Below are 14,345 nucleotides of genomic sequence, written 5' to 3' on the forward strand. Positions count from 1 at the left end.
ATATTCACCTCTGGACAAGTTTAACTTTGTCATTATATTCATTTGATATAAAGAATAGAACACCTAATGTCACAATCGAATATTTTATCTCTTATCTAATTGAGTATAGCTCTCCATCTTTGTAACTGAATAAGCGACAAAGTAAAGAGTTAAAAAAATAATAAAATCATATAAAGTGGACCAATTTTTAGGGTTATAAAAGTCGATTGCATCAAAGAAATTCATTCCTCCAAAAGCACTAATTGCAGCGAATACGACTCCTTTTAACAAGGGATTCATTTTTGGCTTTATTTGTAGAGCAATCATGATCCCAACTGGTGCTAAAGAGAAGTGATAAGGTAAAAACAGAAAGGGGGCTAGTGGAATGATTACCATTGGATAAGACCACAACCCTAGAGATAAGGCAGCAAGATCTATTGTAAGTGACAATATAATGGTCATTAAGCCTGCTAAAAGAAGGCGTGCTGTGCTATCTTTTTTCCTAAATATAATCCAAACAATCCATGGAATAATAAATAAGGCCACTCCAAACCACCATTGCCATGTTGAGAGAAAATCTTCTTTCAATGTTTTAGCAAATAAAGAACAAACCTCAGTGAGCTGGTTGTAAGCTTTTTCTGATTGAGCGAGCCCTTCCTCAAATGCCATTCATATTACATCTCCTTAAAACATAGTTATTACATTTTTTCTGTTAAACAGTCTTTTATTCACTTAGCCTTTTAAAGAATTTTCATAACCTAAAATTAAAAAGTTCATTAAAAATAACTTATCAATTTCCATTTGTTCTCACCTCTTCCGTATTTTTTACTGACATAGAAATAGATATGCATTTCTTAGGACTTAAACCTTTTAAGGGAAATTGACAAAAATGAGCTAATAAAATGAGGATGTACATTAGTATGGCTAGAGTTAACAGAAGTAGAAGGTGATTCAGGCTACAATTCACTCCTTGAAAGAATTGACACTACTAATGATTTTTAATCAGATGATTCAATCTAACAATTTTAATTGTGTGGAACACTTTAAGCAAGAACTAGAAAAGTATTTAAAATACTATAATCACAAACGAATCAAGGCAAAATTAAAAGGCATGAGTTCAGTTCAATACCGAGCTCATGCCCAACAAGCTGCCTAACGAAATATTGTGTCTAATAATAAGAAACATCGGTTCCACAGATTCCCACAATTTCGATGCGGAGTATTCCTTCCTCAGCTGAGATATCCGGTATATCAAATTCATGAAGAGCTGTTTCCTTTTGACCTACTGCTACCGCTGCTAAAACTTTTTTAGCCATTTGTTTGCCTCCTTTTGTTATAATGTATATTTTTCTAAAGTAGATTTGGCAAACAAATCTTCTATCTTTAATTGGTTCTTGATCATTCCCTGTTCATAGGAATAGGCTACAGCCGCTTCTAAGGTTTGGCGGTTATTTTCTAATCCGTATGGCCAGAAATCCTCTCCCATTAATTCTCTCGTATTCTCCCATTCGGAAGTGAACCATGGAAGTGTTACTTTTAATGCGGCCGTTTGCTTGAAACCCTCATATACCTTTTGTTTTGCCTGCTCAAAAGCCTTGAATAAATTTTGAGCAACCCATGGATGTTCTGCTAAAATTTCATCTTTTATCGCTACTACATGCATAATAGGAAAAATCCCGGTACGCTTGTAATATTCCTTTTCAACAGCTGGATAATCAGGAAAAAGACGCTGAACATTTGGCGACCCTTCAAGAAAACAAGACGGTGCACGTGGTGCGATAAAAGCATCTATTTCTCCAGATTCGAGCATTTGATTTAAAGTTTGGTTATCATCGATTTGCCTGATGTTAATATTCCAAGGTAGGTCAAGCTTAATCTTCTCGATTCGGCCTGCTGTTTCTTGTCCGCCAATATACCAATTCATGTCGGCTGGATGAACTCCGTAATCATGTTGGAGTATACCACGAATCCAAAGGCAGGCGGTTAACTGATATTCTGGAATCCCAACTCGTTTTCCTTTTAGATCTTCCGGTTTTTTTATACCAGAATTCTTATTGATATAAATGCCGGAATGGCGGAAGAATCGGGACATAAAAACGGGAATCGCCGTGAAATTAGGATAACCGCGATCCTTAGCAACTAAATAAGATGATAAGGATAATTCTGCTACATCAAATTCTTGGTGACGCATCATTCTCCAAAAGGTTTCCTCAACCGGCATATTCAACCAATTAAGATCAATTCCTTCTACTTGAACAGAACCATTAGTTAGAGCATGGATCCGATCGTAATCCCAGCAGGCAAAGCTTAATGATAGTTTAGACATATAGCAACTTCCTCTCTCAATTACTTTATAAAAAATTATATCTTTCATAATGCCTTATGGATGCATGTGTTGGAAACAGGCTGTCCCTTTATACGGCACACTATTTAGCGAAATCATTTGAAAAAATAGGTATTTGTCGTTAAAATAATAATAATAAAAATATTATGAAAATAAAAAGTGAGGGACGAAAAATGTTGTCTTCAGTACATAATGCAATCAGAATTTTACAGACATTTTCGAAGACAGAGACGGAATTAGGAATAACTGAATTGAGTATTCGATTAGGGCTGGCAAAGAGTACTGTTTTCCGGCTTATGAAAACATTAAATGAATCAAATTTAGTCGAAAAAAATCAGGAAACCCAAAAATATCAATTAGGTATCGCTGCATTCGAGCTCGGCTTCACTGTCTATCATTCAATGGAACTACGCAGAGTTTCAGTCACTATCCTTGAAAAGCTAGCAAAGTCTATTAACCGCGTTGTACGGCTTGGTGTATATGATAATGGTGGAGTGGTATACCTTGTTAAGCGAAGTCCCGATGGGGATAATGGAACGAAATCGAAGATCGGTGACCGGATTCCTACACACTGCACTGCAATTGGTAAAATGCTGTTAGCTCACCAAAATGACAAAGAAGTTGAAAGGGTAATTGAAGATGGTTTGACTCAATATACAGATAAAACAATTGTTTCTGCAAACGAATTGAGAGAAAATTTAAACGAAATTAGAAAGAAAGATTTTGCTTTAACAATGGAAGAGTTGAGAAATGGAATCTCCTCTGTAGCAGTACCTGTAAAAAATGACTTAGGAAAAGTGGTAGGCGCGATAAGCATTACCGGTTCTAGATCATTTTTTTATTTAAATCAGATCGAGCAATACGTGCGTGAACTCAGACATTGCAGCAGCCTGATTACAGAACGAATGGGAATGGACTACTATTAATTAATAATAGACTGATAGCAGTAATTACATACTTAATTTTCGAGAAATGATTAGTCTAACTAATCATTCTTTCTTTTTATATAAAGTTAACTATAGGTTTTCATTTTTATTTTAGTAAAATGTGTTGGAGTACGTTGATGAATAACATTCATTGTTAATATTTACAAGTTAACAATAGTGAAAATTTTTTTAAGCTCGTTCCATATATGAGAACAAAGCAAATTACACGCTTATTTTTTTATGAGAATATATTTACTGTAATATTTAGAATATTTTTTAAAAGATAACGAAGACATTCCGATTTTTTTTCGGAGTGAAAGCGTTTCCTTGAAGGAGGAGATAGGTGGTAGAAGGAATCGTTCAATAAAACTGTAATTATTATTTCTTGTACTAATAAAACAAATCTAGGGGGGCTAAATGATGAAAAAAGTAGTATATGGATTTTCACAAAAACTATTCGTCGTACCATTCTTGATACTAGCTTTGATACTTAGTGCTTGTGGAAAAACGGAGAATACTCAATCAAATGTAAAAGCTGGAGACGGTACAAGTAAAGATGGAAAAACGAGCATTAGCATGGCATTCCCTTCCTATAATGCTAGCTATCTGCCAGTATTCGTTGCTGAAAAGAATAAGCTGTTTGAGAAAAACAATCTTGTAGTTTCTATTACAAAGGTACAGGGCGGAGTCATTGCGCTTAGAGGACTTCAGACAAATGAGTTTCAGATTATTTCCAGTCTTCCAGAATCAGTCATAAATGGCATCGCATCTGGAGCGAATATCAAGTTGATTGGGACATTTGACGATCAATCCATGTATAGTATTTACGCAACATCAGATATCAAAAAACCGGAAGATCTTAAAGGACAAGTTGTGGCAACGAATCGGACAGGAAATGGCACAGACATTCAGCTCCGCTGGTGGTTACAGCACAATGGATTGGAACCTGATAAGGATGTCCGTATTATAGAAGCCGGTGAAAACTCAACTCGTCTTCAAGCATTAGTAACCGGTCAAGCGAAGTTAACCATTCTAAGTCAGCCAACAGATTTAAAAGCAGAAGCTGCCGGAATGCATAAATTATCTCTTATGAGGGATGACCTGAAAACGTATAATCACAACATGTTAATTGCCAATGGAGAGTTTTTAAAGAACAATCCGGAAGCAGCAAAAGGCTTTATGGCTGCTATTGCTGAAGCAACCGAGTATGCAAAAAAGCCAGAAAATAAAGAGGAAATGGTTCAAATCATAATGGAAAAATTAGAAATGAGTCAGGGAGACGCTGAAAAATCTGTTGATTTCGTGTTGCCTGCTTTAGCAGATAAAGGTAAAGCTAACATTGAAGGGCTTGAATGGGCTGTTAAAACGGCGAAAGAAGCCGGGATGTTAACAGGTGATATAACAATCGACCAATTATATGATGATTCTTATATTGTAGATTAAACAAGTACATTCTTAAGTAAAATCTATCTAAAGAGGTGATCGCCATGACTAAAACATTCGTAAAAACAAAGACCCCTATTTTAAAATTTGATAATCTGAACGTTATTTATAATGAAGGTCAGCCGAATCAAGTACATGCATTAAAGGATGTTTCCGGAGAAATACATGAGGGAGAATTTATTTCGATCATAGGACCGAGCGGATGTGGAAAAAGTACGCTTCTTCACACATTAGATGGCCTGCTTAAGCCTACCTCTGGTACTATTTTGATAAATGGATCAGAAGTTCATGGACCTGATGAAAATAGAGCAATGGTATTCCAGGATTTTGCCTTAATGCCATGGCAAACAGTCTATGATAATGTTGCTTTTGGATTACGGATGGCAGGAAAGAAAAACAAGGAGATTCGTGATAAAGTCTTGCATTATATCAAAATGGTTGGCTTGGAAGGTTTTGAACATAAATACCCTCATCAGCTGTCCGGAGGAATGAAACAAAGGGTTGGAATCGCCCGTGGTTTTGCAGTAGAGCCAAAGGTTTTACTGATGGACGAGCCATTCTCTGCGATAGATGAACAAACACGGGAAATCATGCAGGAAGAAGTCTTGAAAATCATGTTAAATGAGAAGAAAACGGTCATTTTCATCACACACTCGATTGATGAAGCGGTTTTTCTCTCCAGCAGAATTATCTTAATGTCCGTGCGGCCTGGACAAATAGTGGATGAAATTAAAATAGATATCCCTTATCCAAGAACGCTTGAAACGAAAGTGTTACCCGAATACCAGGAATATAAGCAGTCGATTTGGGATCATCTAAAAGGGGAAGTAAGAAGGCAATATAAGAAGGGGGAAGCATAATGCAAGAAGTAGGAGTTACTAAAAATCTCTCATCATCTACTTTGAAAAAGAGTACATGGAAGATACCTAAAGGTGTCCTCTATCCTTCTGTGACACTGCTCATTATTTTAATTATTTGGGAGTTATGCGGTCGCTTAAATCTCATAGATCCGTTTATGTTTAGCTGGCCAAGCAAAATTTTTTCCGAAGCCATTGTCTTTTTCGTCTCTGCAGAGGTTTTTACACATCTTGCTGTCAGCGGGATGGAGGTTGGCATTGGATTTGCTATGGCGTTAATCGGAATTCCAATCGGATTAGCAATGGGATATTGGAAAAATCTTGAATTAGCTTTTGATCCCTTTGTAACAGCACTCTATACAACACCAATGATCGCATTGACACCATTATTTGTGTTATGGTTCGGTTTAGATACCCTTTCCAAGGTTATGATGGTGTTTGCCCTATCCATTTTCCCAATTTTGATTAACACAATGTCAGGTGTCAAAATGACGGACCCGTCTTTAATTAAGGCTGCCCGCTCCTATGGGGCAAGCAAAGGACAAATGTTTAAAGAGGTTATTTTGCCTTCAGCCTTCCCATTTATTATTACTGGAATCCGCTTAGCACTTGGGCGAGCATTAATTGCAGTAGTTGTTGCAGAAATGCTTGCAGGTAATAAGGGAATTGGGTATGCAATCAGGCATGCATCAGAGCTGTTCCAAACTGCCCAATATTTAGCCTATGTGGCGGTATTAATGGTAGTAGCTGTTTTATTAACAGAGCTTTTAAAGATATTTGAAAAGAAAATTGCTCCTTGGCGGAATTTATAGGGTGAAAAAATTATAGTTTGAGCTGTTTTAAGGTTAAAAACGAAAAAACTCACCGAAATCGGTGAGTTTTTCCCTTCCCTCTCCTTATTATTGGATGGAGTTAAGAGTTACTAAAGGATTATTTAGGTTTTATCTTTTGATTTGGATTTAATATAAATGATGTCCTGATCAACCGTAGATTCCCTTTTTTGACGAGTTTCTTCTATTTAAATAATGTAATCCCGAGGTTCTTTTTTGCGTGTTTGTTATATTATTTAAAATAGTGGGAAATTTTAAAAAAAGTGAAACCTGTTCCATATACAGCAACAGCATAGTTGTATGTGGAACAATTAGTCGATAAAATAATATTAGAAAGTATTATAGATTGCCATTTTAAAGGAGGGTTTTTTAACCATGCAAGTTGAAACTAAAACGGTAGTAGAACCTATTGTAAAACCATTTGATTGTTTAAATTATATTGACGGGAAATTTGTTGAATCTGTAGATGGAAAAACATTTAAAAACGTGAACCCTGTTACCGAAGAAGTTTACGGTACAGTTGCAGAAGGAAGCGCAGCAGATATTGATTTAGCTGTTAAAGCTGCTAAACGTGCTTTTGAAGAAGGACCATGGGGAAAAATGAGTGTTCAAGCTCGTTCAAAAATTATCCGCAAAGTTGGGGATATTCTTGAAGCAAGACAAGAAGAAATCGCTCAATTAGAATCATTAGATACTGGTAAACATCTTAAATTCTCACGTCACGTTGATGCTCCTCGTGCAGCAGCAAACTTCCATTTCTTTGCTGACTATATGCTTTCCGTAGGGACAGAGGCATACCAGGATGAAGTTCATCATGCACTTAACTATGGTTACCGCCGCCCCATCGGAGTAGTTGGATTAATCCAGCCATGGAACCTTCCATTATTCTTATTAACTTGGAAATTAGCTCCAGCTTTAGCTGCAGGTTGTACAGTCGTTATTAAACCATCTGAATTAACTCCAATGACAGCAACAAAATTAATGGAAATTCTTAAAGAAGCTGGCGTGCCAGATGGAGTTGTAAACTTGGTTCACGGTTTTGGACCTGGCGCGGGCAGTGCAATCAACAAACACCCTGACATTGCAGGTATTGGCTTTATCGGACAAGTAAGTACAGGTGCTCGGATCATGGCGGAAGCTGCCCCAACATTGAAAAAACTATCTTTCGAATTAGGAGGTAAAAACCCGAACATCATCTTTGCAGATGTGGATATTGATGAAGTAGTCGCAACAACTGTTAGATCAAGTTTCACAAACCAAGGGGAAGTTTGCGTTTGCGGTTCAAGAATTTATGTTGAACGCCCAATTTTTGACGAATTCGTAGAAAAATTTGCAGCAAAAACAAGAGAATTAAAAGTTGGTGATCCATTTGATCTGTCCAACGATCAAGGCGCATTAGTTGCTAAGGTACACTATGATAAAGTAATGAGCTACCTGAAAATCGCTGAAGAAGAAGGCGGTACTTTCGTTACAGGAGGTAAGCGTCCTGAAGGTTTGGATAAGGGATATTTCATCGAACCAACTATTATTACTGGTTTAGATGACAGCTCTCGATGTGTTCGTGAAGAAATCTTTGGACCAGTTGTTACCGTTATTCCATTCGACTCCGAAGAAGAAGTGATTGCAGCAGCAAACGATACTCGGATGGGCTTAAGTAACACAATCTGGACAAACGATATCCGTCGTGCCCACCGTGTAGCACAAAAAATCGAATCAGGTTTATCTTATATCAACTGCTGGTTTGTACGTGATTTAAGAACTCCATTCGGCGGAACGAAGGATAGTGGAATAGGTCGTGTTGGTGGAGTTCACAGCTGGGAATTCTACACTGAACTAACTAATATTTGTGTTAAACTATAATTCTTTTTAGGCTGTGTCAGATGCCATTGTTGATTTGAGCGGAATAATTAAATGTTTCTCTGCATTTACACACTTTAACTACATAAATAAATAGAAAGGATGTATTCAATTGACTAGTAAAATTGAAAAGTTTGCAGCTCAGTTATTAGAAGCTGAAAAGAAACACGTTGGAATTGACCCTATAACAACAGTTGATCCAGAAATTACGGTTGATGAAGCCTACTATATTCAATTGGAAAATATCAAAAAGAAATTAAATGAAGGACAAAAAATTGTCGGCAAAAAAATCGGTCTAACCTCCGTTGCAGTTCAAAAAATGTTGGGAGTTGATGAGCCTGACTATGGACATCTATTAGATAGCATGGTGGTTGAAAATGGAGGTACGATTTTTTGCGAAAACATGCTCCAGCCAAAAATTGAAGGTGAAATCGCCTTTGTTTTGAAAAAAGATTTAAAAGGTCCAAATGTTACTGCTCTTGATGTATTACAAGCAACAGATTATGTTATTCCCGCCCTGGAAATTGTTGACAGCCGGGTGCAAGATTGGAAAATTAAACTGCAGGACACGGTTGCTGATAATGCTTCTTCTGGATTGTTTGTTTTAGGAGGCACGCCGACAAAAATTGAAGATATTAATCTTGAATTAATTGGTATGGTTTTATACCAAAATGGTGAAGTGGCGAATACCGGTGTAGGTGCAGCTGCACTTGGAAATCCTGCAACTTGTGTGGCATGGCTTGCCAACCGTTTAGCCGAATACGATATTACCCTAAAAGCCGGGGAAGTCATCCTGTCAGGGGCATTATCTGGCATGGTAGTTGCAAATCCTGGAGACAATTTTACAGCAAGGTTTGCTCATCTTGGACAAGTAAGTGTTAACTTTAAATAATAAATAATAAACAAATTAAAGTGACGAAAGAGGAGAAAAAAATGGCTAGTGAGATTATTAGGCAAATTGCTGATTACTTAATTGCTGCAGAAGTAGATAAACGTGAGGTTGTAAAAGTTACTTCAAAAATTAAACCAGATTTAACAGTCGAAGAGGCTTATGAAGCACAAGAATTACTTGTTCAGAAAAAATTGGATGAGGGCAAGAGAATTGTTGGACCTAAAATGGGATTAACAAGTAAAGCAAAATGGGATCAAATGGGTGTCTCGGAACCAATTTACGGATATATATTCGATTATATGCTGATTGATAACGGAGGTGCACTTCCTTATTCTGAACTAATTCACCCAAAAGTAGAAGCAGAAATTGCTTTTGTAATCGGCGAGGATATTGAAGGACCAGGGATTACAGGCGCTCAGGTACTGGCAAAAACAGAGTATGTTTTACCTGCACTTGAAATTATTGACAGCCGCTATGAAAATTTTAATTTTACACATACAGATGTTATTGCCGATAATACGTCTGCTTCCAGAGTAGTATTTGGAAATACGCTTAAAAAACCTAGTGAGTTTGACTTGGAATTAGTAGGCTCAACATTATCGATTAATGGAAAAATTAGAGAACTAGGTACGGGTGCAGCCGTTTTAGGACATCCTGCCAATGCAATTGCTGTATTAGCCAATATGCTTGCAAGAAAAGGTGAAAGAATTTTGAAAGGTGACATCATTTTATCCGGAGCGATAACAAGTGCAGTACTGTTAAACGTAGGGGATTTTGTTTCTGCTAAATTTGATGGTCTCGGGGAAGTTACTTTCACTGTTACAGAATAATTTAATATATCTTGATTTCATACTTGAAAGTATAATAAAAAAACAGATGTTTCAAGAAGAACGATTCTTCAAACATCTGTTTTTTTGTGATTTTGATAGATTCTATTACTATTTATATACTTGGAAACATACTACTTTAAACTTGAAACCTTGTTTTTCGAAAACGTAATAAGGGGATTCCAGCTTCCCGATGATTGTCCGTCTGCATAATAGACTGGAGTACAATCTATGTCGATGACTCCCAAAAGCATCGCTACATGTCGGCCGCCTGATTCCACTTTAGCTATACTTGAAAATTGTGGCAGCATTTGATAGGCAGCATGATAATTTTTATTCATAATTAAATCTAAAAACTCTTTATTAAGGGCATGTTCAGAAAGAGTTGGCATATTGTGCCTTCCACGTACTAAGTTATGGGATAAAGCACCGCTTGAAACGAAAACAACCTTCTCCTTCGTATCCTGTAAAACCTTAGCGATGACTTGGCCCCATTTATAGGTTTCTTCGATATTAGCAGCTAGCGTAACAGATAGGTTGATAACAGGTATATCTTCTTTTGGGACGAGATACCGTAAAGGTACAACCGTACCATAATCCCACTCGAAATGCCCCCCGTATACCCCTTCGACTGGAATATTGGCCGCTTTTCCGGCTTCTACTAATTTTTTTCCCAAGTTTTCGTCACCAGGGTAATTATATGGAACGTCTGTAATCATATCTGGGGCTTCCTGTGCAGTCAGCAGCCCTTTATGAACTGGATTACAGTCAACATAATGTGCAAAAGTAGATGGCCAGTGACAAGAAACTAAAACAATCACATCCGGTTTGATTTGGGCAATTTCCTTTGCAACTTCTTTCAAACCCGCAACTATGTTTTGCTGAAAATCCGGTACTTTATCCTCGTGGCAAAGACTTGGAGCGTGTGGTACAAGCATGCTTAACTCAATTGACATGAATAATTCCTCCTAGATTGTTTTTATATAGTTTGAATTATTTTTGTATTTAAAAAATTTCAACCACTATGTTAATAGTGGCTTATTCCTTTTTCTCCTACAAGGATGTTATTCTTCTATATGGAACAAAAAGGAGATTTTCGTAAGTTTATTTGTGGTTCTTTTCAAGCATCAAAAAACCCCTTTGCAAAAAGGAGCTTTTTGAAGTTTTGTTTTAAACTTTACATCCACGGTGAGACGGTAACTAATAACCGGGATGAGTCAACCTCTCCTGCAGCTGTTCTTAAAGCCAGGTCGGTCTCACTTAATTTATAATTATGTGAATTCATGATACCGAGAGGAAATTTACCGGAAGATATAAGCTCTACAGCCATTTGTACCGATTTATAACTATGTCCGCGAACTCCTTTAATTGTTAACGATTTGTTATAGATGATATCAAGATCAAAATCATTGAAGCGTTGGTGTTTTAATGCTCCTAATAACACAGTACCTCTTGTTTTTACCACTTCTAATGATGAGATGACAGGGTCCGTTCCTCCACTCGTTACATCAATAACCAAATCAGCCATTTTTCCATTCGTTATTTCAGAAACCTTTTCGATCAAATCCTCTGAACTTACATTAACCGTATAATCAGCACCAAGTTCCAGAGCCAGTTTCAGACGTTCAGCACTACTATTTCGTCCAGTCATAATTACCGTTTCAGCTCCGGCTGCTTTTGCAGCTAAAGCACATGCCAGTCCTTGCTGGCCTGGACCTTGAATAACTACAACATCCCCGGGGCCGACTTGCCCGATGATTCGCATCCATTCAAATCCGTTAGATAATGGTAATGTCAATGCTGCCTCATCAGCTGGAACATGAGAGGGAATTTTGTGGATTACAGCATTGGGATGCAGGTATAAATATTGACTGAAACCTCCGTAAAGCGATGGTTCAATAGCAATTGGTGTAGCTCCATATCTAATTCCATTCGCTTTTGGATTCGTGCTTGCACATAAACGATATAAACCGGTTCGACAAAATTCACATTGACCGCAAGGAATATACTCTTCCATGACAATCCGGTCGCCTTCTTTAACGCCCCAACGCTTCGAAGCTAATTCACCAATTTTGTAAATATGACCTACTACATGGTGCCCTAAAATCATAGGTTCTTTTAAATTATTATAATAAGAAACATCCGTACCACAGACCCCTACAATTTCTACTTTTAAAATACCTGTATCTTTATCTATATCTGGTAATTGAACTTCTTTAATCTCTGTATGTTTGGTACTCGTTGCTACTGCAGATAATGCTGTTTCTCCCATGAATACCCTCCTCTAAGAATCCTTATTTAGGTCCCTTACCCCGTTTTATTTTCAATATTAAATATGTTTTTATTACCCCTGTTTAAAACCATGAAAACTATTGTAGGATTAAGATGTTTTCCAACTGCAAAGGAGTAACGTCCCCCTTGCTTTTAATTTTTAAGTTTACTAAGGTGGTAATCCCATACCTTTTGAATATTTTTCGGCTGCCAAATAAATTTTGACATACTAACGATTTCCTCATCCTCTAATGAATGAGCATAGCCTAATTGACTTGCCGTATATTGACGCTGTGCGTTCTCTTCTAAAAACACACTACGCACAAATGTTTCGATAATGGAATGACCGGTGATGACGGCACCATGTGCCTTTAAAAGAGCAATATGATGATCTTCTATTTTTCTTGCCAATTCATCGGCAATTTCAACGTTACTAATTGAATGAGATTTAGAGAAAACTGGAATCGTTCCCAGCACTGCTCCTTGTATAATGACTGGACGCAGCGGCATCTTCGCTATTGTAAAGAGCGTTGACCACCTGGGATGGGTATGACTGATCGCCTGAACATCTGGTCTACGCTTGTAAATTTGTGTATGAAGAGGATATTCATTTGGCGGCCTACCCGTTCCTTCAACAAGGTTTCCGTTCATATCAATGGTAATGATATTATCTACAGTTAAAGAACTTCTGCTTGCTTCAGCCGAGTTTATGAAAATCAAATCGGTTTTAGGAATCCGAACACTGGAATGACCATTAAAATCGATATGTCCGATATTCTCCAACATCCGAATCCCCTCTACCAGCTGCTTTTTTAACTCTTCAAGATGATAAACGTTCAAATAGTAACCTCCCATCACTAACCTAATCGCCTAACCAATTACGATAAAACCTGCTCCGATCATAGCAATAATAGCTGCCAAATAAACAGTTTTAGATGTTCCCTCATGAGTTTTAAAAGTAAAAGCTGACAATATAAGTGTAAAAATAACATCGGTTGACGTAATAATCGCTACTCTGGATACATCACTAAACATTAATGCCGAAAAATATAGAATTTGCCCTAATGAAGTGGCTATTCCTGCGGCAAATAACCAAGGTTGAAAATATGTAAAGGTCTGAACGATCGATTGTTGGAATGTCTTTTTTAGCAAAGAGATAATGAGGAATATCAGGATCCCTACAAGTGCTCCGATCATGGTGCCGAAAAATGGATCAGGAATTTCGGACAACCCCTCTTTTCTCACCACGTAACCGACCGAATACGCTAAGGCAGAGACCACGCCATACATATATCCTAAACTAGTAATTAATTTAAATCGTTTGATCCAAAGTATACTTTTATTTACATTTTTATTGGACTTTACAACTGTAGATTCGTTCGCAGCAGCAGTCTCATTTTTTTGTAATCTTCTATTTGAAATAATCGTTTCATACATCAAGAACGATGAACTAGCAAAGATCATGATCATTCCACTGAAAACCATAAGGTTCATCGATTCATGAAGGAACACCACACCAATCAGGACAGTAAAAAGTGAATTTAAACGTTTAAGTGTAGAAGCCCGTACTGAACCTAAGTGCTGGATAGATGTAAATAGTAAACTTCTCCCGATGTAAGCTGTTAAGATACCTGCTAAAACATACCAGCCTATCCCTTTTGTTGTATATTGCGGCCAATCCTGAAATAGCCCCTTGGCCAGGGTGATGATGCCCGCAAGTCCAAAGGTTATCAGGACAGAGAGAAACGCTCCGTTATTTTTTGAAATAGGGGTTACCCCTTTTTTCACCATGACATTGCACAGCCAAAAGAAAAGGCAGCGACTAAAGCTAAAATTTCCCCTATCATTCCACAGCTACCAAACTTGAATGATATCCGCTGATTCTACTGCATCCCAAAGGTTTTTCACATGAAACCCATCCCGTTCTGCTTCTGTCCATAAATCATCAACTGGCCTAAGCCCAATAACGACTGAGATATCATGATCCCGTAACATTTTTGCAAATTCCATGCCTTCTCTGCTGTATCCCAGTATCGCAATGGATTTACCATATAAATAATCTGGTATCACCAATTGTTCCGCTAATGCCATACGATTCACCCCTTAAAGTAAAAGCCAG

Annotated in this window: 16 protein-coding genes; 8 read left to right on the top strand and 8 right to left on the bottom strand. The window is 37.4% G+C overall.

Translation table 11 applies throughout. From position 1 onward, the window contains the following. Positions 1-84: 84 nt before the first annotated feature. Positions 85-648, bottom strand: coding sequence for a CBO0543 family protein (locus COJ96_RS22150; RefSeq protein ID WP_098575952.1), 564 nt, complete (start codon positions 646-648; stop codon positions 85-87). Between the two features lie 277 nt (positions 649-925). On the opposite strand from COJ96_RS22150, the gene COJ96_RS29370 reads away from it, so the two are divergent. Then, entirely contained in the window at positions 926-1,135 is a 210-nt protein-coding gene (locus tag COJ96_RS29370) for an IS3 family transposase (RefSeq protein ID WP_257148595.1), read from the top strand. A gap of 13 nt (positions 1,136-1,148) precedes the next feature. Here COJ96_RS29370 and COJ96_RS28845 read toward each other — a convergent pair whose 3' ends face one another. Both COJ96_RS28845 and COJ96_RS22160 read right to left on the bottom strand, forming a co-directional pair. After that, entirely contained in the window at positions 1,149-1,295 is a 147-nt protein-coding gene (locus tag COJ96_RS28845) for a hypothetical protein (protein WP_180230211.1), read from the bottom strand. 17 nt (positions 1,296-1,312) lie between these two features. Further along, positions 1,313-2,305, bottom strand: a complete 993-nt coding sequence (locus COJ96_RS22160; protein ID WP_098575953.1) for an ABC transporter substrate-binding protein — start codon at positions 2,303-2,305, stop codon at positions 1,313-1,315. Between the two features lie 191 nt (positions 2,306-2,496). Between COJ96_RS22160 and COJ96_RS22165 the strand changes: the two genes are divergently transcribed. The 7 genes from COJ96_RS22165 to COJ96_RS22195 all read left to right on the top strand — a co-directional run bounded on the left by COJ96_RS22165 (position 2,497) and on the right by COJ96_RS22195 (position 9,958). Continuing rightward, positions 2,497-3,249 (top strand): IclR family transcriptional regulator, encoded by a 753-nt coding sequence (locus tag COJ96_RS22165; RefSeq protein WP_180230212.1) that lies wholly within the window; start codon positions 2,497-2,499, stop codon positions 3,247-3,249. A gap of 417 nt (positions 3,250-3,666) precedes the next feature. After that, the gene (locus tag COJ96_RS22170; protein ID WP_098575955.1) at positions 3,667-4,692 is read left to right on the top strand and encodes an ABC transporter substrate-binding protein; all 1,026 of its coding nucleotides are present in this window, start codon (positions 3,667-3,669) and stop codon (positions 4,690-4,692) included. A gap of 44 nt (positions 4,693-4,736) precedes the next feature. Beyond that, entirely contained in the window at positions 4,737-5,552 is an 816-nt protein-coding gene (locus COJ96_RS22175) for an ABC transporter ATP-binding protein (protein ID WP_098575956.1), read from the top strand. After that, positions 5,552-6,361, top strand: a complete 810-nt coding sequence (locus COJ96_RS22180; RefSeq protein WP_098575957.1) for an ABC transporter permease — start codon at positions 5,552-5,554, stop codon at positions 6,359-6,361. The genes COJ96_RS22175 and COJ96_RS22180 overlap by 1 nt, the downstream gene beginning before the upstream one ends. A gap of 393 nt (positions 6,362-6,754) precedes the next feature. Continuing rightward, positions 6,755-8,239 carry an aldehyde dehydrogenase gene (locus COJ96_RS22185; protein WP_098575958.1) on the top strand — a complete coding sequence of 495 codons (1,485 nt, stop codon included), beginning with the start codon at positions 6,755-6,757 and terminating at the stop codon, positions 8,237-8,239. Positions 8,240-8,348: 109 nt separating this feature from the next. After that, positions 8,349-9,128: a 2-keto-4-pentenoate hydratase gene (locus COJ96_RS22190; RefSeq protein WP_098575959.1), complete on the top strand. Its 780-nt coding sequence runs from the start codon at positions 8,349-8,351 to the stop codon at positions 9,126-9,128. Between the two features lie 41 nt (positions 9,129-9,169). Further along, on the top strand, positions 9,170-9,958 hold the full coding sequence (locus COJ96_RS22195; protein WP_098575960.1) for a 2-keto-4-pentenoate hydratase: 789 nt from the start codon (positions 9,170-9,172) through the stop codon (positions 9,956-9,958). A 131-nt stretch (positions 9,959-10,089) separates the two neighbouring features. On the opposite strand, the gene COJ96_RS22200 is transcribed toward COJ96_RS22195, so the two are convergent. From COJ96_RS22200 to COJ96_RS22220, 5 genes are all read right to left on the bottom strand, one after another. Continuing rightward, positions 10,090-10,911, bottom strand: a complete 822-nt coding sequence (locus tag COJ96_RS22200; protein ID WP_098575961.1) for a DODA-type extradiol aromatic ring-opening family dioxygenase — start codon at positions 10,909-10,911, stop codon at positions 10,090-10,092. Positions 10,912-11,132: 221 nt separating this feature from the next. Next, the gene (locus COJ96_RS22205) at positions 11,133-12,227 is read right to left on the bottom strand and encodes a zinc-dependent alcohol dehydrogenase (protein WP_098575962.1); all 1,095 of its coding nucleotides are present in this window, start codon (positions 12,225-12,227) and stop codon (positions 11,133-11,135) included. A 152-nt stretch (positions 12,228-12,379) separates the two neighbouring features. After that, complete coding sequence (locus COJ96_RS22210) at positions 12,380-13,066, bottom strand: class II aldolase/adducin family protein (RefSeq protein WP_218936519.1); 687 nt, start codon at positions 13,064-13,066, stop codon at positions 12,380-12,382. 30 nt (positions 13,067-13,096) lie between these two features. Next, entirely contained in the window at positions 13,097-14,080 is a 984-nt protein-coding gene (locus COJ96_RS22215; protein WP_306460609.1) for an EamA family transporter, read from the bottom strand. Beyond that, on the bottom strand, positions 14,081-14,317 hold the full coding sequence (locus tag COJ96_RS22220; protein ID WP_098575965.1) for a ketol-acid reductoisomerase: 237 nt from the start codon (positions 14,315-14,317) through the stop codon (positions 14,081-14,083). It lies immediately after the preceding gene. Positions 14,318-14,345 lie beyond the last annotated feature (28 nt).

It is taken from the genome of Bacillus sp. AFS073361, from assembly GCF_002567005.1.
Classification (GTDB): Bacteria; Bacillota; Bacilli; order Bacillales; family Cytobacillaceae; genus Neobacillus.